Here is a 19,241-nt window from a genome sequence, read left to right on the forward strand (position 1 = left end):
GTGGCTTCAGCGCAGGACCTTGCCGGGATTCATCAGCCCGCGCGGATCGAACGCGGTCTTCAGCGTGCGCATGAGCGCCGTTTCGACCGGTGACTTGTAGCGCTGCGCGTCGTCGATCTTCAACTGGCCGATCCCGTGCTCCGCGCTGATCGTGCCGTGGTGACGGTGCACGTTGTCGTAGACGATGCGGTTGATCGGCGTCTGGAATTCCACGAGGAACGCCTTCGGGTCGCCGCCTTCGGGCGTCTGCACGTTGTAGTGCAGGTTGCCGTCGCCGAGGTGGCCGAAGGTGACCATTCGCGCGCCGGGCGCGGCCTGCTGGATTGCCGCGTCGGTTTCGTCGATGAAGCGCGCGATCGACGAGATCGGCACCGCGATGTCATGCTTGATGTTCAGTCCTTCGTCGGCCTGCGCGAGCGGGATATGTTCGCGCAGATCCCAGAACGCACGCGACTGCGCGAGATTTTCCGCGACCACCGCGTCGACCACGAGGCCGGCCTCGAACGCTTCTTCCATCAATTTCTCGAACAGCGCGCGCGCATGCGTTTCGCTCTCGTTGTCCGACAGTTCGAGCAGCACCGTCTGTGCATGCGTGCGGTCGAACGGATAGCGCAGTTGCGGATAGTGCTTGCCGACGAGCTGCATGCAGAAGTCGGACATCAGCTCGAAGCCGGTCAGCAGCGGGCCGGCCGCGCGCTGCGCGAGCGCGAGGAAGTCGAGCGCCGCGTGCGGCGACTCGAGCGCGGCGAGCGCGGTGACCTGCGCGGCCGGCAGCGGATGCAGCTTCATCACGGCGGCCGTGATGATCCCGAGCGTGCCTTCCGCACCGATGAACAGGTCGCGCAGGTCGTAGCCCGTGTTGTCCTTGCGCAGGCCGCGCAGGCCGTCCCAGATCTCGCCCTGCGGCGTCACGACCTCGAGCCCGAGGCACAGCTCGCGCGCGTTGCCGTAGCGCAGCACCGCGGTGCCGCCCGCGTTGGTCGACAGGTTGCCGCCGATCGTGCAGCTGCCTTCGGCCGCGAGGCTCAGCGCGAACAGTCGGCCGCCTTCGCGGGCGCGCGCCTGCACGTCGGCGAGGATCACGCCGGCTTCGACCGTGATCGTGTTGTTGTGCGCATCGAGCGCGCGTACGCGGTTCAGGCGCGCGAGGCTCAGCACGGCCTGGCCGCCGCTCGCGTCGGGCGTCGCGCCGCCGGCCAGGCCCGTGTTGCCGCCCTGCGGCACGAGTGCGACGCCGTGCGTGTTCGCGAGCCGGACGAGTGCGGCGACTTCGGCCGTATCGGCCGGTTTCAGCACCGCGCACGCGCTGCCCTTGTAGCGGCGGCGCCAATCGGTCAGGAATGGCTCGGTGTCGTGCGGATCGGTCAGCACGTAGGCGGCGCCGATCGCGTCGCGGCAGGCGGATACGAAGGCTTCGGAAGAAATCATCACGTTCGGTCGCGTAAGGGTCAGGACGCGGCGCGCTGCCGCTTCGCCGCGCGCTTGAACGGCGCGACGTACGCAAGCACTGCCACGAAGAAGCCGATGGCGAGCGCGGTCTCGCACCAGCCGAGCGTCGCGGACAGTCCGCGGTCGGACATGCCGCGCACGATGCCTTCGGCGAAATAGACGAGGATCAGCATGCTCGCCCACTGCATCGTATAGATGTTACGCCGCCAGACGCCGGGCAGCGCGAGCGCGAGCGGCACGGCCTTGAGCATCAGCGCCGAGCCGCCGGGGCGCAGCGGCGCGAGCCACAGTTCCCACGCGAGCGACAGCGCGATCAGCGCGATGAGGCACGCGGCCGCGGCCAGCGCGCAGCGCGGCCGGACGACGACGGCGGGGCGGGCCGGCGCGTTCATGCGGCTTCGGCAGCATGGGCGGCGGACAGCGCCGCCGCCGCGCGGGCGAGCCGCACGCCGAGCGCAGCCGCGAGCGCTTTTTCGTCGGCCGACAGCCCTTCGGGCGCGCTGCGATCGTGCTGCGACACGTGCGATGCGCCGTACGGCGTACCGCCGGTGCGCGTCGTGCTGAGCGCGGATTCCGTGTACGGGATCCCGACGATCATCATCCCGTGATGCAGCAGCGGCAGCATCATCGACAGCAGCGTCGATTCCTGGCCGCCGTGCAGGCTGCCGGTCGACGTGAACACGCAGGCCGGCTTGCCGGTCAGCGCGCCGGACAGCCATTGCGGGGTCGTGCCGTCGAGGAAATATTTGAGCGAGGCGGCCATGTTGCCGAAGCGGGTTGGCGAACCGAGCGCGAGGCCCGCGCATTCCTCGAGATCGCGCAGCTCCGCGTAGGGCGGGCCGTCCTCGGGGATGTCGGGCGCGGTGGCTTCGCAGACCGTCGAGACGGGCGGCACGGTGCGGATGCGGGCCTGCATGCCGGGCACGCTGTCGATGCCGTTCGCGATCGCGAGCGCGAGATCGCGCGTGGCGCCGTGGCGGCTGTAATAAAGGACGAGAATGTCTTTCATGGGCGACGGGGCCGCGTGCGGCCGCGCGCATGCCCGGTGCAGTCGGCCCCTGCTGGATCGAGCGGCTATTATAGGGGCTGAAGTCGTCGCGCAGCGCGGCGGCGGCGCGCCGCCGCGCGCACCATCGAGAAGGAGAAGCCGTTTGCCGAAGTTGAGCGTCGATCTCGACACCCTCAAGCGCCTCGCGCAGTTCGCAGCCCGGCGCAGCGCCGAGGATCGCATCCCGCAAGTGGCGGGCAGCCTCACGTTCACGACGATGCTGGCACTCGTGCCGCTCGTGACGGTCGCGTTCGCGCTGTTCACCGCGTTCCCGATGTTCGCGTCGTTCCAGATCTCGCTGCAGGGATTCCTCGCCGATCACCTGATGCCCGCGCAGTTCAACGTCCAGATCTTCAAGTACCTGAACCAGTTCGCGTCGAAGGCCAAGGGGCTGACGACGGCGGGCCTGATCGCGCTCGTCGTCACGTCGGTGATGACGATGATGACGATCGAGTCCGCGTTCAACCTGATCTGGCGGGTGCGCAAGCCGCGGCCGTTCGCACAGCGCGTGCTCGCGTACTGGGCGCTCATCACGCTGGGTCCGTTGCTGTTCGGCGTGAGCCTGTCGATCTCGTCGTACCTGTTTACGCAGTCGCTGGCGTTCACCGGCGCCGCGCCGTCGACGTCGATCGTCGAATGGCTGCTCGCGTTCGCGTCGCTGCCGCTGACCGTGCTCGCGTTCACGCTGCTGTACGTGTACCTGCCGAACTGCACGGTCGCATGGCGCGACGCGGTGATCGGCGGGTTGTTCGCGGCTATCGCGTTCGAACTCGCGAAGCGCGGCTTCGGCTATTACGTGCGGCGCATTCCGACCTACACGGCTGTATACGGCGCGTTCGCGGCGCTGCCGGTGTTCCTGTTGTGGGTGTACCTGAGCTGGTTCATCGCACTGCTCGGTGCGATGGTGGCGTCCGCGCTGCCGGCGATCCGCGTCGGCCAGTTCCATCGCATCCACTATCCGGGCAGCGACTTGCTCGACGCGCTCGAATTGCTCGCGCGGCTGGCGGAGGCGCGCGCGGCCGGCAAGGCCGGCCATACGGCGATGCGGCTCGCGGCCATGTTGCGCTGCGACATGGAAACCGCGCAGCGGCTGCTGTTGACGATGGAGGAGCGGGAATGGATCGCGCGGCTGGAAAGCGGCGAACCTGCGCCGCGCTACATCCTGCTGGCGAATCCGGAGCAACTGACGCTGGCGCAGCTGTTCGACGTGCTGGTGATCGACCGCACGGAGCTGACCTACCAGCTGCAGCGGCGCCGCAGCCACGTCGAAGGTGCGGCATTGCTCGAGGTGCTGTCGAACGACCGGTTCGACGTATCGCTTGCGTCGCTGATCGCCGCGCACCGACTCGCCGGCGTGCAGCCGGCAGAAACCGTGCCGGGGCACGTGCCCGGCGGGGCGCCCGACCCGCACGCGCGACCGCCGAAAACGGCGTGACGTGCTGCCGGGCGGCCGTTACAGCGGGATCCTCCCGGTGCAGATGTCCTTGAACATCACCCAGTCGCCCATCAGGCTGTAGATCGGGTGCCGGAACGTGGCGGGGCGATTCTTCTCGAAGAAGAAGTGCCCGACCCACGCGAATCCGTAGCCGCTCACGACCGCCGCGGGCAGCCACGGCCAGTAGCCTGTCGCGATCGCCATCGCGACGCAGCCGATCACGCCGAGCGAGCCGATGAAGTGCAGCCGCCGCGACGTGAGGTTCTGGTGTTCATTCAGATAGTAAGGGTAGAAATCAGCGAAGCTGGCGAATTGCTCCGTATGCGTATGCGCCATGGCCGTCTCCTCGGGCCGCTGTCGATGGAATCATTGTGCGGCGGGCGGCCGGCGTCCGCAAGCGGCGCGCGCCCGCGCGGGGGCGCGCTTTCCTTTTGACAGGCTTTCCGATAGGATCGAAAGCGGATTTGCATTCAAGCATGAGGGGACTACGATGCGCGTCAGCGATATTCTGAAAGTGAAGGGCAACACGCTGTTTACGGTGACGCCCGATAAGCCGCTGCGCGAAGCGGTCGATACGATGGCCGAACACGATATCGGTTCGCTCGTCGTGATGGAGTACGGCGATCTCGTCGGGATGCTGACATTCCGCGAGATTATCCTGCGCCTCCACGTGAACGGCGGCGCGATCGGCGACGTGCAGGTGCGCAAGGTGATGGACGAGCCGCTCACGTGCACGCCGGAAACCGACGTCAACGAAGTGCGCCGGATGATGCTCGAGCGCCACGCGCGCTACATGCCGGTGCTCGACAAGAAGGTGCTGATGGGCGTCATCTCGTTCTATGACGTCGCGAAGACGGTCGTCGAGGCGCAAAGCTTCGAGAACCGGATGCTGAAGGCGTACATCCGCGACTGGCCGGAATCGGAAGCCGAAGCGCAGAAGCCGTGAAGCACGTCGCGCCCGATGCCATGATGCGCGGGCGCTGCCACTCGGCGCACGGCGGCGCAGGTTCTGCCTGCGCCGCCGTTTTTTCGACAACAACACAAGGCCCGCGCAGCTTCGCCCAGACGATGCACGCGTATTCCGCATGAGCGATCACACGCAAGTCTCTTCCGCGTCGCGCGGCGAACGGCGCGCCCACGCGTCGCAGTTCGACCTGTTGCGTCAGCGCCGTTTCGCGCCGTTCTTCACGACTCAGTTCCTCGGGGCGCTGAACGACAACGTGTTCAAGATCGGGTTCACGTCGCTCGTCACCTATCACACCGCACGTTTCTCCGGCGTCGACGCGAAGACCGCCGCGTTCCTGATTTCCGCGATCTTCATCCTGCCGTTCGTGCTGTTCTCGGCCACCTCCGGCCAGATCGCCGACAAATACGACAAGGCGACGCTCACGCGCTTCGTGAAGACCTTCGAGATCGTGCTGATGCTGGTCGGCGCGGCCGGTTTCGTCACGCACAGCGCGACGCTGCTGTATCTGTGCACGTTCATGATGGGGATGCACTCGACGCTGTTCGGCCCCGTCAAGTATTCGTACCTGCCGCAGCATCTCGGCGACCACGAACTGGTCGGCGGCAACGGCCTCGTCGAGATGGGCACGTTCATCGCGATCCTGATCGGGACGATCATCGGCGGTGCGGCCGCGGGCATCGAAGGCAGCGGTGAGCGCGTGCTCGCCGTCAGCGTCGTCGTCATTGCGCTCGCGGGACGGCTCGTCGCGCAGCGCGTGCCGCCGACGCCGGCGCCGCAGCCCGATCTCGTGATCAACTGGAACCCGTTCAGCGAGACCTGGCGCAACCTCGGGCTCGCGCGGCAGAATCGCACCGTGTTCCTGAGCCTGCTCGGCATCTCGTGGCTGTGGTTCGTCGGCGCGACGTTCCTCACGTCGTTCTTCAATTTTGCGAAGGACGTGCTGTCCGCGAGCCCCGATGTCGTCACGGTTCTGCTCGCGACGTTCTCGGTCGGGATCGGCCTCGGCTCGCTGCTGTGCGAGCGTCTGTCGCAGCGGCGTGTCGAGATCGGCCTCGTGCCGCTCGGCTCGATCGGCATCAGCGTATTCGCGATCGAGTTGTATTTCGCGAGCCGCTCGCTGCCTTCGCCCGCGCATCTGCTGTCGGTCGGGGAATTCCTGGCCGGCGCGCGCCACTGGCGCATCCTGGCCGACCTGTTCCTGCTCGCGATGTTCGGCGGCTTCTACAGCGTGCCTCTGTATGCGCTGATCCAGAGCCGCAGCGCGCCGACCCATCGTGCGCGGATCATCGCCGCGAACAACATCCTGAACGCGCTGTTCATGATCCTGTCGGCCCTGATGGCGATGGGGCTGACCAAGGCCGGCGTCGACATCCCGGGCCTGTTCCTCGTCACCGCGTTGCTGAACGTCGTGGTGGCGACGTACATCTATCTGCTCGTTCCGGAATTCCTGCTGCGCTTCGTCGCGTGGGTGCTGGTGCACACGTTCTACCGGATTCGCCTCGTGCATGCGGAGCGGATTCCGGAAGAGGGCGCGGCCGTGCTCGTATGCAACCACGTGAGCTACGTCGACGCGCTGGTGCTGGCGGCGGCGAGCCCGCGGCCGATCCGGTTCGTGATGGATCACCGGATCTTCAAGACGCGCTTCGCGAGCTGGGTGTTCCGGCATGCGAAGGCAATTCCCATCGCGCCGCGCCACGAGGATCCCGACATGCTCGCACGCGCGTACGACGCGTGCGAGGCCGCGCTGAAGGACGGCGAGCTCGTGTGCATCTTCCCCGAAGGCAAGCTGACCAAGACGGGTGACATCAACACGTTCCACCACGGCATCACCGAAATCCTGAGCCGTACGCCGGCGCCCGTGATTCCGATGGCGTTGCGCGGGCTGTGGGGCAGCTATTTCTCCCGCCATGCCGATGCGCGCATGCCGCGACCCATCAAACGCGGCGTGATGAGCCGGCTGACGCTCGCAGTCGGCGAGCCGATCCCGGCATCCGTCGCGACGCCCGAGGCGTTGCAAGCTGCGGTGACCGAGCTGCGCGGTGCGCGAAAGTAAGCAGGAGCGGGCCCGGCGGCATCTCGCCGGGCCGTGACGACGGCGGCGAACCGGCTCGTTTGGCCGGAACGGCGCGGGTGACGGTCCTTGCGCCGGGCGGTCCGCGTGGCCGGCCCGTGTGGTCTGAACGGTTCACACGGCCCGCGGGCACGGGACGGCTGGCATAATAGCGGTTTACTTCTTTTTCTCGACCGGCAAACGATCGGCCTGCCAGCGGTCCCGGCAGCGCATCGGTTTGTCCAATTCTCTTTGGGCGGTTCCATCATGTCCGGCAATACCCTCGGCACGCTTTTCACTGTCACGACCTTCGGCGAATCGCACGGTCCCGCCATCGGCTGCGTGATCGACGGCTGCCCGCCGGGAATGGGGCTGACCGAAGCCGACATCCAGGTCGAACTCGATCGCCGCAAGCCCGGCACGTCGCGGCACGTGACGCAGCGCCAGGAGGCCGACGAGGTCGAGATCCTGTCCGGCGTGTTCGAAGGCGTGACGACCGGCACACCGATCGCGCTGCTGATCCGCAATACCGACCAGCGCAGCAAGGACTACGGCAACATCGTCGAGACGTTCCGCCCTGGCCATGCCGACTACACCTACTGGCAGAAATACGGCATCCGCGACTACCGTGGCGGCGGCCGCTCGTCCGCGCGCCTGACCGCGCCGATCGTCGGCGCGGGCGCGGTTGCGAAGAAGTGGCTGCGCGAGCGTTTCGGCGTCGAGGTGCGCGGCTACATGAGCGGTTTGGGCGAGATCGACGTGCCGTTCGTCGACTGGTCGCACGTTCGCGAGAACCCGTTCTTCTCGCCGAACGCGGCGATCGTTCCTGAGCTGGAAGCCTACATGGACGCGCTGCGCAAGGACGGCGATTCGATCGGCGCGCGCATCGACGTCGTTGCGTCGGGCGTGCCGGTCGGCTGGGGCGAGCCGGTATTCGACCGGCTCGACGCGGACATCGCGAAGGCGATGATGAGCATCAATGCGGTGAAGGGCGTCGAGATCGGTGCGGGCTTCGACAGCATCGGGCAGCGCGGCTCGGTGCACGGCGATGAACTGACGCCGGCCGGCTTCGTCGGCAACCATGCGGGCGGCGTGCTCGGCGGAATCTCGACGGGGCAGGACATCACCGTGTCGATCGCGATCAAGCCGACGTCGAGCATTCGCACGCCGCGGCGTTCGATCACGAAGTCCGGCGAAGAGGCGACGGTCGAAACCTTCGGTCGCCACGACCCGTGCGTCGGCATTCGCGCGACGCCGATCGCCGAGTCGATGCTCGCGTTGGTGCTGATCGACCATGCGCTGCGCCATCGTGCGCAGTGCGGCGACGTCGAGACGTCGACGCCGAAGATCGCGGGCAGCGCGACCTGATGCGAGCGGGCCGGCATGCGCCCGCTGGACCGATTCGATGCGAAACGGGGCGCCAAGGCGCCCCGTTTTCATTGGGCCGCCGAAGCCGGCGGCGCGGCCGACTCGCGCACCCGCAGCTCCGGCAGTATCGCGCAACCGGGCCCGGCTTTGCCGTGCTCGAGTGCATCGAGCAACGCGCGGGCGGCCTTGCGGCCGATCGCATCGGTGTCGACCCACATCGTCGTCAGCGCAGGCCGGATTTCGCGAGCCAGCGCAACATCGTCGAAGCCGGTGATCGACAATTGGGACGGCACCTCGAGACCAATTGCCTGTGCTTCCAGCAGGGCGCCGAGTGCGAGTGCGTCGTTGCCGCAGATCACGGCGGTCGGGCGCGCCGCTCCGCTATCGACGATCGCACGCAGGCTCGCCCGCCCGAACGCAATCGTGGCCGGGCCTTCATGCTGGTGGATCGGCCGGACCGCGAGCCCGCGCGCGGCGAGCGTGTCGTGGATGCCGCGCAGGCGGGCCTGCACACGGTCGTTGTCCGCGGAAGGCTGCATGATGATCGCGAAATCGCGATGCCCGAGCTCGAGCAGGTGCGTGGTCAGTCGCGCGAATGCCGCGCGGTTGTCGAAGCCGATGCAGCAGTGCGGGCTATCGTCGCGGTAAGCATAAGTGACGACATACGGCACCCGATGCAGGTCGAGCAGTTCGAACACTTCCGGCGGATAGGCTTCGCCCACCAGCGACACGGCTTCGACGCCGCGCGACAGCATCGCGCGCACCTGCGCGAGTGCCTGTGCCGGGTCGTAATTCGAGCAGCCCAGGAACAGGGTGATGCCGTGCTCGGCCATGACCGCCTGCATGCCCGCTACCTGCGATGCGAACACCTGGTCGTCGAGCGTCGGGATGATCGCACCCGTGATGTGGGTGCGCGTGGAGGCGAGTGCTCGGCCGGCCGCGTTGGGAATCCAGTTCAGAGCGCGTGCCGCGTCGCGCACGCGCTGCTGCACGTCGGCCGAAACCTTGCCGGGGTCGTTGTAGACGCGCGAAACGGTCGCAGTCGACACGCCGGCGAGTTTCGCGACATCCCCGAGCACCGATCGGCCGCTGCCGCGGCGTGCGCGCGCCGCGCCGCTGCTGGATGGGGGCGTACTCATCGGTCATCCCCGGGCGCGGCTGCCCAGCAGGCGCCACGCGTCGTCAAAAACGCCATCGTTTACCCTCGATTCAACGTGTGCTCGCTTGCATTCTTGGTCGTGCCTGTGCGAATGTAAGCGCTATCTTGATGCATGCGCGTATTATGTCAGACACCGATTGCAGCTGCATGGTGAAATTTTCGTCGACGATGGCCGTTCCGGCTATTTTGTTTGTCGCAAATGTAAGCGGTTACATTCAATGAAGAATCACGGAAAGCCCCCTCGAATCGCGGTCGTCGGCAGCCTCAACGTCGATCTCGTCACGCATGCCCCGCGGCTGCCCGTGCCCGGAGAAACGCTGCTCGGCACGACGTTCCAGACCGTTCACGGCGGCAAGGGTGCGAATCAGGCGGTGGCGGCGGCCCGTCTCGGTGCATCGGTGGCGATGATCGGCTGCGTCGGCGACGACGCATTCGGGGCGCGCCTGCACGATGCACTGGCGACCGAACGCATCGACGTGACGCATCTGCACCGGATCGACGGCGAGGCAACCGGCGTGGCGACGATCACGGTCGATGCGCACGGGGCGAACAGCATCGTCGTCGTACCCGGTGCAAATGCGCGTCTCGATGCGGAATTGATCGACGGGGCGCGCGACGCGATCGCCGGTGCGGCGCTGATGGTGTGCCAGCTCGAGGTGCCGATCGAGACAGTCGCGCGCGCGATCGGCAGTGCGCTCGCACATCGCACGCCGGTGCTGCTCAATCCGGCGCCTGCACAGCCGCTGTTCGACGCATTGCTGGCACGGATCGACTATCTCGTCGTCAACGAAACGGAAGCGGAGTCGCTGACCGGCATCGCCGTCGGCGACGACGCCTCGGCGGTGCGCGCCGCCGAGGCGCTGCACGCGAAGGGCGTCGGCAACGTGCTGGTCACGCTGGGCGCGCGCGGCGTCTGCTGGCGCGGCAGCGCAGGGAGCGGCCGCCATCGGGCAATGACGGTGGCCGCCGTCGATACGACGGCGGCCGGCGACACCTTTGTCGGCGGATTCGCGGCGGCCCGGGCGAGCGGCGCATCGATGGACGACGCGATCGCGTTCGGCCAGCGTGCTGCCGCGATCAGTGTCACGCGCCACGGCGCGCAGACGTCGATTCCGACACGCGAGGAAGTGGAAAACCTGGCCGCCGTATAGATTCCGCAACGACGGAAAGCGCCGGCAGGCACCGGCCCATGACATGGAGACAATCGAAATGAACGAAGATCAGCCTGTTCCGACTGCGCCGCCACGTATCCGGCGCGGACAACGTATCGCGCTCGCGCTGCTGATGGCGAGCGGAATCGTCAACTATCTCGATCGCGGCACGCTGGCCGTCGCGAGTTCGGCAATCCGGAACGATCTCGGGCTGTCGCTTTCGCAGATGGGGCTGCTGCTGTCGGCATTCTCGTGGAGCTATGCGCTGTGCCAGTTCCCGGTCGGCGGACTCGTCGATCGCATCGGGCCGCGCCGGCTGCTCGGCATCGGGCTGATCGTCTGGTCGTTCGCGCAGGCAGCGGGCGGTATCGTGTCCACCTTCGGCTGGTTCATCGTCGCGCGCATCGTGCTCGGCATCGGTGAGGCGCCGCAGTTCCCGTCGGCGGCGCGGGTGGTGAGCAACTGGTTTCCGTTGCGCGCACGCGGTACGCCGACCGGGATCTTCAACGCGGCGTCGCCGCTCGGTACCGCGCTCGCGCCGTTGCTGCTGTCGGTGCTCGTCGCCTCGCTCGACTGGCGCTGGGCGTTCTTCGTCACGGGCGCACTGGGTCTGGTTGTCGCCGTCGTGTGGTTTGCGTCGTATCGCGATCCGGCGCGCGCGCAATTGACCGCGGCGGAACGAGGGTATCTCGATGCCGATGCGCAGATGGCCGTCGTGGCGCCCAAGCTGACCTTCGCCGAATGGCGCAGCCTGTTTTCGCACGGCACGACCTGGGGCATGCTGATCGGATTCTTCGGTTCGGTGTATCTGAACTGGGTCTACCTGACCTGGCTGCCGGGATATCTGACGATGGAGCGTCACATGAGCCTCGTTCGCACCGGGTTTGCGGCATCCGTGCCGTTCCTGTGCGGATTCATCGGCTCGCTCGTTGCCGGCTGGCTGTCGGATCTGGTGACGCGCCGCAGCCGCTCGCCGGTCGTGAGCCGGCGCAATGCGGTGGTCGTCGCGATGCTCGGGATGGTCGCGTTCACGATTCCGGCTGCGCTCGTTCAGAGCAACACGGTCGCGCTGGCATGCATTTCGGTCGTGATCTTTCTCGCCAATGCGGCGTCGGCGTGTTCGTGGGCGCTCGCGACGGCGGCCGCACCGCCGAGCCGTATTGCATCGCTCGGCGCGATCCAGAATTTCGGCGGTTTCATCGGAGGTGCGCTCGCGCCGATCCTGACGGGTGTCATCGCGCAGAAGTGGTCGTTCGTGCCGGCGCTGCTGACGGCGGCGGCAATCGCGTTCGCGGGCGCGATGGCTTATCTGCTACTGGTGCGCAAGCCGATCCCCGAGCAGTCCGCGAGCGCAGCGCCCGGACCGCTACCGGCGTGAGGCCGCCGTCTATTCCGTGTATTCACTGAAGTAAGGAGAAACAGATGCAATCACATCAGCAGGCGAGCGCGACCATCGAAGGGATCGTGCCGGTGATGCTGACGCCGTTCGACGATGCTGGCGCGATCGACTACGCAGGCCTTGAGCGACTCATCGAATGGTATCTGGCGCACGGCTCGGATGCGCTGTTCGCGGTCGCGCAATCGAGCGAGATGCAATTCCTGAGTCTTGCCGAACGTGCCGAGCTTGCGCGCTTCGTGGTCGAGCGGGTGGCCGGGCGTGTGCCTGTCGTCGCGTCCGGCCACGTCAGCGAAGATCTTGACGCGCAGGTCGCCGAGCTGTGTGCCGCGGCGGAATCGGGTGCGCAGGGCGTCGTGCTCGTGACCAACCGCCTCGATCCGCAGCGCAAGGGGAGTGCCGCGTTTCTCGACCATCTGGACAAGCTGCTTGCGCGTTTGCCGTCGGATCTGCCGCTCGGCTTGTATGAATGTCCGGCGCCTTATCGGCGATTGCTGTCCGACGACGAACTGCGCGCGTGCATCGATACAGGTCGCTTCGTGATGTTGAAGGACGTGAGCTGCGACCTGGAGACGGTCAAGCGACGTGTTGCGCTGGCTGCGGGCTCACCGATGAAGATACTGAATGCGAATGCCGCGATCGCATGGGATGCGATGAAGGCGGGCTCCGCAGGTTTCAACGGCGTGTTCACCAATTTCCACCCCGATCTGTATCGGTGGCTGCGCACCCACGGCGACTCGGATCCGGCACTTGCCGGCGAATTGTCGACATTCCTGGTGCTCTCGGCGGTGTCGGAAGCGCTCGGCTACCCGGCGCTCGCGAAGATCTATCATCAACGGATCGGCACGTTCGGATCGATTCGCTGTCGCTCGATCGACTACGACGTGCGGGAGCGGTTCTGGGCGCTCGATGCGGTGCTCGACAAGATCGTGTCCGGCACCGAGCATTTCCGCAGGCGGATCGCGGCGCGTTAGCGCGGCCGGTGCGGGTGTAGTGAGCGAATCGCGGGCCCGATCGTGGCCGGGCAGCGTCGAATGCAGACGGGACAAAAAAACGCCGCGCAAGGCGGCGTTTTCTCAGCAGGTTACATGTTCGGGTAATTCGGCCCGCCACCGCCTTCGGGCGTGACCCACACGATGTTCTGCGTCGGGTCCTTGATGTCGCACGTCTTGCAGTGCACGCAGTTCTGCGCGTTGATCACGAGACGCTCGCTGCCGTCGTCGTTCTTCACGAACTCGTACACCGCCGCCGGGCAGAACCGCGCCTCCGGCCCCGCGTACGTGCGCAGGTTCACGTTCACCGGCACGCTCGCGTCCTTCAGCGTCAGGTGCGCCGGCTGGTTCTCCTCGTGGTTCGTGTTCGAGATGAACACCGACGACAGCCGGTCGAACGTCAGCTTGCCGTCCGGCTTCGGATACGCGATCGGCGTGCATTGCGACGCCGGCTTCAGCATCTCGTGGTCCGCATGCTTGTGGTGCAGCGTCCACGGCACGTTGCCGCCCATCACCTTCTGCTCGAGTCCGACCATCAGCGTACCGAGGTACAGCCCCTTCGCCATCCACTGCTTGAAGTTGCGCGCGCGGTACAGCTCCGTGTACAGCCACGATTGCTTGAACGCATCCGGGTACGCATTGAGTTCGTCCGACTGACGGCCGGCCTGCAGCGCGTCGAACGCCGCATCGGCCGCCAGCATGCCCGTCTTGATCGCCGCGTGGCTGCCCTTGATCCGCGATGCGTTCAGGAAGCCCGCGTCGTCGCCGATCAGCGCGCCGCCCGGGAACACCGTCTTCGGCAGCGACAACAGGCCACCGGCCGTGATCGCGCGCGCGCCGTACGACACGCGCTTGCCGCCTTCGAGGAACGCGCGGATCGACGGATGCGTCTTGTAGCGCTGGAATTCCTCGAACGGCGACAGGTACGGGTTCGTGTAGCCCAGGCCCACCACGAAGCCGACCACCACCTGGTTGTTGTCCATGTGATACAGGAACGAGCCGCCGTAGGTGTCGGACTTCAACGGCCAGCCGGCCGTGTGGATCACCAGGCCCGGCTTGTGCTTGGCCGGATCGATTTCCCACAGCTCCTTGATGCCGATCCCGTACGCCTGCGGATCGGCGTTCGCGTCCAGCTTGAACTTCGAGATCAGCTGGCGGCCCAGATGGCCGCGGCAGCCTTCGGCGAACAGCGTGTACTTCGCGTGCAGCTCCATGCCGAGCTGGAAGTTCTCGGTCGGCTCGCCGTCCTTGCCTACACCCATGTTGCCGGTGGCGACGCCCTTCACCGAGCCGTCGTCGTTGTAGAGAATTTCCGCGGCCGGGAAGCCCGGGAAGATCTCGACGCCGAGCGCCTCGGCCTGCTGGCCCAGCCAGCGCGTGACGTTGCCCAGCGAGATCACGTAGTTGCCGTGGTTCTTGAAATTCTCGGGCAGCGCCCAGTTGGGCGTGGCGACCGCGCTCTTCTCCGACAGGAACAGGAAGCGGTCTTCCGTGACCTCGACGTTCAGGGGCGCGCCCTGTTCCTTCCAGTCAGGGAACAGTTCGGTGATCGCGCGCGGGTCCATCACCGCGCCCGACAGGATGTGCGCGCCGATCTCGGAACCCTTCTCGAGCACGCACACGCCGATCTCGGTGCCTTTCTCGGCGGCCAGCTGCTTGAGCCGGATCGCGGCCGACAGCCCGGCCGGGCCGCCGCCCACGATCACGACGTCGTATTCCATCGATTCGCGCGGGCCGTATTGCTCGATGAGGCTTGCGGGGGTCATTGGCGTTCCTCTAACCGTTAGAATGCTTTTATTCGGGAGCGTATTGTCTGCGAAACGAAACGCTTGCCGCAACAGCATGCGCGTAGATTAGCACGATCGTTCTATTTTTTGTGCTAGGGTTATGCTGCTTGGGACTTGGCGCCCGCGGCGGCGAAACGATATCGAAAGGGGATGTGCAATGGGTCGATCGATCAATCTGGAAGGCAAGGTCGCGCTGGTCACGGGCGCATCGAGCGGCCTCGGGCAACGTTTTGCGCAGGTGCTGTCGCAGGCCGGTGCGAAGGTCGTGCTCGCGAGCCGCCGCGTCGAGCGCCTGAAGGAGTTGCGCGCGGAAATCGAGGCGGCGGGCGGTGCCGCGCACGTCGTGTCGCTCGACGTCACCGACGTGCAGAGCATCAAGGCAGCCATCGCGCACGCGGAAACGGAAGCCGGCACGATCGACATCCTCGTGAACAATTCGGGCGTTTCGACGATGCAGAAGCTCGTCGACGTCACGCCGGCCGATTTCGAGTTCGTGTTCGACACCAACACGCGAGGCGCGTTTTTCGTCGCGCAGGAAGTCGCGAAGCGGATGATCATGCGCGCGAACGGCAACGGCAAGCCGCCTTACCGGATCATCAACATCGCGTCGGTGGCCGGGCTGCGCGTGTTTCCGCAGATCGGGCTGTACGCGATGAGCAAGTCGGCGGTCGTGCAGATGACGCGCGCGATGGCGCTCGAATGGGGCCGCCACGGAATCAACGTCAACGCGATCTGTCCGGGTTATATCGATACCGAAATCAATCATTACCTGTGGGAAACCGAGCAGGGCCAGAAGCTGCAGTCGATGCTGCCGCGTCGGCGCGTCGGCAAGCCTCAGGATCTCGACGGGCTGTTGTTGCTGCTCGCGGCCGACGAGTCGCAGTTCATCAACGGCTCGATTATCTCCGCCGACGACGGCTTCGGCCTCGCCTGAGTGGATGACATCCAGCAACGAAGAAGACTGCAATGAGCGAATATTCCCCCGTATTTGAAATGTCGATGCCGATCCGCTGGGGCGACATGGATGCATTCGGCCACGTGAACAACACGGTCTATTTCCGCTACATGGAGCAGGCCCGGATCTCGTGGTTCGAGGAACTCGGCATCGCGGGCGGCAACGGCGAGGGGCAGGGGCCCGTGATCGTCACGGCGTCGATGGAGTTCCTGAAGCAACTGCACTATCCGGGCGACGTGATCGCGAGGATGTCGGTCGCGAAGCCCGGCCGCAGCAGCTTCGACACGGGTTTCGAGCTGACGCGCGCGGACGATCCGGAACATGTCTATGCGCGCGGCAACGCGCGCTGCGTGTGGGTCGACTACGCGCTCGGCAAGTCGGTGCCGCTGCCGCAACTGCTGCGCGACACCATCGAGCGCGCGCTCGCGGCGAAGGTCAGTTGAGCGCGGCGATACCGAGGCCGGCGCGCGAGCGCCGGTATGTCGCCATTTCCCGTTGATCTCGCGAATCGGCCGCCCCCACGCGGCCGATTGCCATTCCGGCGTGCGTGTTACTGGCCGAGCAGGCGCTGAAGCAGTTCCGGCGTATTGTTCGTGCCGTACTTGCGCATCAGCCGCGCCCGATAGATGTCGACCGTGCGTGAACTGATGTCGAGCATGCGCCCGATCTGCTTGCTGGTCTTTCCGGTCGCGAGCTGCGCGGCGATCTCGCGCTCGCGCGGCGTCAGCTCGACGGCGACCCGGCGCGTCGCGCTCAGGTCCTCGAATGTCCAGACGCCGACCGCGAGCGGCGCGGTGCGGTCGAGCGCGCGGCCCGTCACGTGACACCAGAACAGCTCGCCGTCGGCTCGTTTCATGATTCTGTCATCGGCGTAGGTGCCATTCGCGATCATCACGCGCGAGATGCGCTCGCCGATGCGCTGGAATTCGTCCGGCGACGGATAGAGCACTTCGTACGACTTCCCGATCAGGTCGGCTCTCGCACAGCGGAAGATCGACGCGAGCGCGTCGTTGCAGTCCTCGATCACGCGGTCGCGCGACATCACGAGGCCGAGCGGCGCGAGGTGAAAGGCAGTCTGGTAATCGAGAGCGGGCATGGCGCAGGCAAGCGGAGGCAAACGCTTATGTATTTTTGCGTATTGTGCCGCATCCGAGCCACATCGTACCCTTTCAGACATCTCGCGGCGGCTTGTCGCGATATAAAAACAGCGCGCTTCGACGCAGGTATCGCCGTGCATGCATAGAATGATGCGGTGGGCTTGCGGCCCAGAGGGCGCGTGAACCGGTTTTGCTGGTTTCCATAGAGGAAGGGACATACAGATGAACAAAGTCTATCCAAGCGCGGCAGCCGCGCTGGAAGGGATCGTCCGCGACGGACAGACTTTCGCGGTGGGCGGCTTCGGCCTGTGCGGGATTCCCGAGGCGCTGATCGCGGCGCTGCGCGATTCCGCCGTCAAGGGCATCACCTGCATCAGCAACAACGCGGGTGTCGACGGCTTCGGTCTCGGCCTGCTGCTGGAAACGCGCCAGATCAAGAAGATGATCTCGTCGTACGTCGGCGAGAACAAGGAGTTCGAGCGCCAGTACCTGGCTGGCGAACTCGAGCTCGAATTCACGCCGCAAGGCACGCTCGCCGAGAAGCTGCGCGCGGGCGGCGCCGGCATCCCCGCGTTTTTCACGAACACCGGTTACGGCACCGTGATCGCGGAAGGCAAGGAAACGCGCCAGTTCGGCGATCGCCACTATGTGCTCGAGCCGTCGCTGACGGCCGACGTCGCGCTCGTGAAAGCGTGGAAGGCCGACAAGTCCGGCAACCTGATCTATCGCCGCACCGCGCGCAACTTCAACCCGATGTGCGCGATGGCGGGCAAGATCACCGTGGCGGAAGTCGAGGAGATCGTCGAGAACGGCGCGCTTGACCCGGACCAGATCCATACGCCAGGGATTTTCGTGCAGCGCATCGTGCTGAACGCGACGCCCGAAAAACGCATCGAACAACGCGTCGTACGCGCGAAAGGAGACTGACATGGCCTGGAATCGTGACCAGATGGCCGCGCGCGCGGCGAAGGAACTGCAGGACGGCTTCTATGTGAACCTCGGTATCGGGCTGCCGACGCTCGTCGCGAACCATGTTCCGGCGGGCGTCGAGGTGTGGCTGCAGTCGGAAAACGGCCTGCTCGGCATCGGCCCGTCGCCGACCGAGGACGAAGTCGACGCCGACCTGATCAACGCCGGCAAGCAGACCGTCACGACGCTGCCGGGGTCGTCGATCTTCTCGTCGGCCGATTCGTTCGCGATGATCCGCGGCGGCCACATCAACCTCGCGATCCTTGGCGCGATGCAGGTCAGCAAGACCGGCGACCTCGCGAACTGGATGATCCCGGGCAAGATGATCAAGGGCATGGGCGGCGCGATGGACCTCGTCGCGGGCGTGAAGCGCGTCGTCGTGCTGATGGAGCACGTCGCGAAGGGCGACCAGCACAAGATCCTCGACGAATGCAATCTGCCGCTGACGGGCGTCGGCGTGGTCGACCTGATCATTACTGACCTCGGCGTGATCGAAGTGACGCCGAACGGCCTGAAGGTGCTCGAGCTTGCCGACGGCGTAAGCGCGGAAGAGATCCAGGCGAAGACGGGCGCGCCGCTCGACGTGAGCGCGGTCGCGTAACCGCCGGCCTTCCGGCACAACGCTCGACGCCCCGCGTTCCGCCATGGAACGCGGGGCGTTTTGTCTTGACCGCACGCGCTACGCGATTGCACCGCCGCCGTCGATCAGCACCGTCGAGCCGGTCGCATAAGGCGTTGTCGCCAGATACACGATCGCATTTGCGACGTCTTCCGGCTGGCCCACGCGGCGTGCCGGGAGGCGCTGTGCGGCGCCGGCGTACAGCGCGTCGCGCGCATCGGGTGCGAGCTTGTCCCACAACGGTGTCGCGATCAGGCCGGGCGACACGGCATTCACCCGCACGGGCGCCAACTCGAGCGCAAGGCCGCGGGCGAGCGCCTCGAGCGCCGCGTTGATCGCGCCTTGCAGTACCGACGATGCGTTAGGCCGCACGCTGAGGTAGCCCGACACGAACGTCAGCGAACCGCCGGGCGCGATATCGATCGAGCGTGCGATGCGGTATGCACCCCAGAACTTGCTGTCCATTGCGGCTTGCGCGTCGGCAAGCGGCAGCGCCCGGACCGGGCCCGTTGCCGTCTTCGCGGCCGAAATCACGACATGGTCGAACTGGCCGGCGCGCACGCAGAATGCGTCGACGGCCGCCGTATCGGTGATGTCGAGCGCTTCGGTGCGGACGTGCGCGCCCGGCGCGGCGTCTGCATTGGCCTTGGCCGGGTCGCGCGATGCGATCGTCACGACAGCGCCGCGTTGTGCGAATGCTTTCGCGGCGGCGGCACCGATGCCCGAACTGCCGCCGACGACGAGTACCTTCTTTCCGTGGAGTGAATCGTTCATGGTGGTCCTTGCGAGGTGAGGAGGG

19 protein-coding genes are annotated in these 19,241 nt (G+C 66.3%); 11 read left to right on the top strand and 8 right to left on the bottom strand.

Translation table 11 applies throughout. The features are described 5' to 3' along the window. Positions 1-6: 6 nt before the first annotated feature. The 3 genes from WI26_RS06575 to wrbA are packed head-to-tail and all read right to left on the bottom strand — an operon-like array spanning position 7 to position 2,458. Entirely contained in the window at positions 7-1,428 is a 1,422-nt protein-coding gene (locus tag WI26_RS06575; protein ID WP_060190631.1) for an FAD-binding oxidoreductase, read from the bottom strand. Between the two features lie 20 nt (positions 1,429-1,448). Beyond that, positions 1,449-1,841 carry a DUF2069 domain-containing protein gene (locus WI26_RS06580; RefSeq protein WP_069225519.1) on the bottom strand — a complete coding sequence of 131 codons (393 nt, stop codon included), beginning with the start codon at positions 1,839-1,841 and terminating at the stop codon, positions 1,449-1,451. Beyond that, entirely contained in the window at positions 1,838-2,458 is a 621-nt protein-coding gene (gene wrbA, locus WI26_RS06585) for an NAD(P)H:quinone oxidoreductase (RefSeq protein ID WP_069225520.1), read from the bottom strand. Before wrbA ends, WI26_RS06580 begins: the two co-directional genes overlap by 4 nt. 142 nt (positions 2,459-2,600) lie before the next feature. On the opposite strand from wrbA, the gene WI26_RS06590 reads away from it, so the two are divergent. Next, entirely contained in the window at positions 2,601-3,932 is a 1,332-nt protein-coding gene (locus WI26_RS06590) for a YihY family inner membrane protein (RefSeq protein ID WP_059467675.1), read from the top strand. 18 nt (positions 3,933-3,950) lie between these two features. Here the strand turns inward: WI26_RS06590 and WI26_RS06595 are convergent, their stop codons facing one another. After that, complete coding sequence (locus tag WI26_RS06595) at positions 3,951-4,268, bottom strand: Mpo1-like protein (protein WP_069225521.1); 318 nt, start codon at positions 4,266-4,268, stop codon at positions 3,951-3,953. Positions 4,269-4,422: 154 nt separating this feature from the next. Between WI26_RS06595 and WI26_RS06600 the strand changes: the two genes are divergently transcribed. The 3 genes from WI26_RS06600 (at position 4,423) to aroC (ending at position 8,317) form a co-directional block, all read left to right on the top strand. Beyond that, complete coding sequence (locus tag WI26_RS06600; RefSeq protein ID WP_044846066.1) at positions 4,423-4,878, top strand: CBS domain-containing protein; 456 nt, start codon at positions 4,423-4,425, stop codon at positions 4,876-4,878. Between the two features lie 139 nt (positions 4,879-5,017). Further along, positions 5,018-6,952 (top strand): MFS transporter, encoded by a 1,935-nt coding sequence (locus WI26_RS06605; RefSeq protein WP_059543452.1) that lies wholly within the window; start codon positions 5,018-5,020, stop codon positions 6,950-6,952. A 264-nt stretch (positions 6,953-7,216) separates the two neighbouring features. After that, positions 7,217-8,317 carry a chorismate synthase gene (gene aroC, locus WI26_RS06610; protein ID WP_059467672.1) on the top strand — a complete coding sequence of 367 codons (1,101 nt, stop codon included), beginning with the start codon at positions 7,217-7,219 and terminating at the stop codon, positions 8,315-8,317. A gap of 68 nt (positions 8,318-8,385) precedes the next feature. On the opposite strand, the gene WI26_RS06615 is transcribed toward aroC, so the two are convergent. Beyond that, complete coding sequence (locus tag WI26_RS06615) at positions 8,386-9,456, bottom strand: LacI family DNA-binding transcriptional regulator (protein ID WP_069225522.1); 1,071 nt, start codon at positions 9,454-9,456, stop codon at positions 8,386-8,388. Positions 9,457-9,694: 238 nt separating this feature from the next. On the opposite strand from WI26_RS06615, the gene rbsK reads away from it, so the two are divergent. Genes rbsK through WI26_RS06630 form a run of 3 tightly spaced genes read left to right on the top strand, consistent with a single transcriptional unit; the run spans position 9,695 to position 12,997 of the window. Next, positions 9,695-10,627 (top strand): ribokinase, encoded by a 933-nt coding sequence (gene rbsK / locus WI26_RS06620; RefSeq protein ID WP_059594387.1) that lies wholly within the window; start codon positions 9,695-9,697, stop codon positions 10,625-10,627. 58 nt (positions 10,628-10,685) lie between these two features. Next, positions 10,686-12,005: an MFS transporter gene (locus WI26_RS06625; RefSeq protein WP_069225523.1), complete on the top strand. Its 1,320-nt coding sequence runs from the start codon at positions 10,686-10,688 to the stop codon at positions 12,003-12,005. A 44-nt stretch (positions 12,006-12,049) separates the two neighbouring features. After that, positions 12,050-12,997, top strand: a complete 948-nt coding sequence (locus WI26_RS06630) for a dihydrodipicolinate synthase family protein (RefSeq protein ID WP_069225524.1) — start codon at positions 12,050-12,052, stop codon at positions 12,995-12,997. Between the two features lie 110 nt (positions 12,998-13,107). On the opposite strand, the gene WI26_RS06635 is transcribed toward WI26_RS06630, so the two are convergent. Beyond that, complete coding sequence (locus tag WI26_RS06635; protein WP_069225525.1) at positions 13,108-14,781, bottom strand: electron transfer flavoprotein-ubiquinone oxidoreductase; 1,674 nt, start codon at positions 14,779-14,781, stop codon at positions 13,108-13,110. 178 nt (positions 14,782-14,959) lie between these two features. On the opposite strand from WI26_RS06635, the gene WI26_RS06640 reads away from it, so the two are divergent. Then, a complete protein-coding gene (locus WI26_RS06640; RefSeq protein ID WP_059467666.1) occupies positions 14,960-15,736 on the top strand; it encodes an SDR family oxidoreductase in 777 nt (258 codons plus the stop codon). A 32-nt stretch (positions 15,737-15,768) separates the two neighbouring features. Further along, positions 15,769-16,200, top strand: a complete 432-nt coding sequence (locus WI26_RS06645) for an acyl-CoA thioesterase (protein ID WP_069225526.1) — start codon at positions 15,769-15,771, stop codon at positions 16,198-16,200. A gap of 107 nt (positions 16,201-16,307) precedes the next feature. Here WI26_RS06645 and WI26_RS06650 read toward each other — a convergent pair whose 3' ends face one another. Next, positions 16,308-16,853, bottom strand: a complete 546-nt coding sequence (locus tag WI26_RS06650) for a PAS and helix-turn-helix domain-containing protein (RefSeq protein ID WP_069225527.1) — start codon at positions 16,851-16,853, stop codon at positions 16,308-16,310. A 223-nt stretch (positions 16,854-17,076) separates the two neighbouring features. Between WI26_RS06650 and WI26_RS06655 the strand changes: the two genes are divergently transcribed. Together WI26_RS06655 and WI26_RS06660 are read left to right on the top strand one after the other, a co-directional pair. After that, positions 17,077-17,781 (top strand): CoA transferase subunit A, encoded by a 705-nt coding sequence (locus WI26_RS06655; RefSeq protein WP_059467663.1) that lies wholly within the window; start codon positions 17,077-17,079, stop codon positions 17,779-17,781. A gap of 1 nt (position 17,782) precedes the next feature. Continuing rightward, a complete protein-coding gene (locus tag WI26_RS06660; RefSeq protein ID WP_059467662.1) occupies positions 17,783-18,424 on the top strand; it encodes a CoA transferase subunit B in 642 nt (213 codons plus the stop codon). Between the two features lie 78 nt (positions 18,425-18,502). Here the strand turns inward: WI26_RS06660 and WI26_RS06665 are convergent, their stop codons facing one another. Beyond that, entirely contained in the window at positions 18,503-19,216 is a 714-nt protein-coding gene (locus tag WI26_RS06665; protein ID WP_069225528.1) for an SDR family oxidoreductase, read from the bottom strand. Positions 19,217-19,241 lie beyond the last annotated feature (25 nt).

Source organism: Burkholderia diffusa, assembly GCF_001718315.1.
In the GTDB taxonomy this organism is placed as follows: Bacteria; Pseudomonadota; Gammaproteobacteria; order Burkholderiales; family Burkholderiaceae; genus Burkholderia; species Burkholderia diffusa_B.

What these genes read in the sequence shown, in the direction of transcription:
- WI26_RS06580 (WP_069225519.1), bottom strand. Translation starts at nt 1,841, where the DNA reads ATGAACGCGCCGGCCCGCCCCGCCGTCGTCGTCCGGCCGCGCTGCGCG.
- WI26_RS06665 (WP_069225528.1), bottom strand. Translation starts at nt 19,216, where the DNA reads ATGAACGATTCACTCCACGGAAAGAAGGTACTCGTCGTCGGCGGCAGT.
- WI26_RS06660 (WP_059467662.1), top strand. Translation starts at nt 17,783, where the DNA reads ATGGCCTGGAATCGTGACCAGATGGCCGCGCGCGCGGCGAAGGAACTG.
- WI26_RS06655 (WP_059467663.1), top strand. Translation starts at nt 17,077, where the DNA reads ATGAACAAAGTCTATCCAAGCGCGGCAGCCGCGCTGGAAGGGATCGTC.
- WI26_RS06600 (WP_044846066.1), top strand. Translation starts at nt 4,423, where the DNA reads ATGCGCGTCAGCGATATTCTGAAAGTGAAGGGCAACACGCTGTTTACG.
- WI26_RS06575 (WP_060190631.1), bottom strand. Translation starts at nt 1,428, where the DNA reads ATGATTTCTTCCGAAGCCTTCGTATCCGCCTGCCGCGACGCGATCGGC.
- WI26_RS06615 (WP_069225522.1), bottom strand. Translation starts at nt 9,456, where the DNA reads ATGAGTACGCCCCCATCCAGCAGCGGCGCGGCGCGCGCACGCCGCGGC.
- WI26_RS06625 (WP_069225523.1), top strand. Translation starts at nt 10,686, where the DNA reads ATGAACGAAGATCAGCCTGTTCCGACTGCGCCGCCACGTATCCGGCGC.
- WI26_RS06635 (WP_069225525.1), bottom strand. Translation starts at nt 14,781, where the DNA reads ATGACCCCCGCAAGCCTCATCGAGCAATACGGCCCGCGCGAATCGATG.
- wrbA (WP_069225520.1), bottom strand. Translation starts at nt 2,458, where the DNA reads ATGAAAGACATTCTCGTCCTTTATTACAGCCGCCACGGCGCCACGCGC.
- WI26_RS06605 (WP_059543452.1), top strand. Translation starts at nt 5,018, where the DNA reads ATGAGCGATCACACGCAAGTCTCTTCCGCGTCGCGCGGCGAACGGCGC.
- WI26_RS06650 (WP_069225527.1), bottom strand. Translation starts at nt 16,853, where the DNA reads ATGCCCGCTCTCGATTACCAGACTGCCTTTCACCTCGCGCCGCTCGGC.
- WI26_RS06640 (WP_059467666.1), top strand. Translation starts at nt 14,960, where the DNA reads ATGGGTCGATCGATCAATCTGGAAGGCAAGGTCGCGCTGGTCACGGGC.
- WI26_RS06645 (WP_069225526.1), top strand. Translation starts at nt 15,769, where the DNA reads ATGAGCGAATATTCCCCCGTATTTGAAATGTCGATGCCGATCCGCTGG.
- rbsK (WP_059594387.1), top strand. Translation starts at nt 9,695, where the DNA reads ATGAAGAATCACGGAAAGCCCCCTCGAATCGCGGTCGTCGGCAGCCTC.
- WI26_RS06630 (WP_069225524.1), top strand. Translation starts at nt 12,050, where the DNA reads ATGCAATCACATCAGCAGGCGAGCGCGACCATCGAAGGGATCGTGCCG.
- aroC (WP_059467672.1), top strand. Translation starts at nt 7,217, where the DNA reads ATGTCCGGCAATACCCTCGGCACGCTTTTCACTGTCACGACCTTCGGC.
- WI26_RS06595 (WP_069225521.1), bottom strand. Translation starts at nt 4,268, where the DNA reads ATGGCGCATACGCATACGGAGCAATTCGCCAGCTTCGCTGATTTCTAC.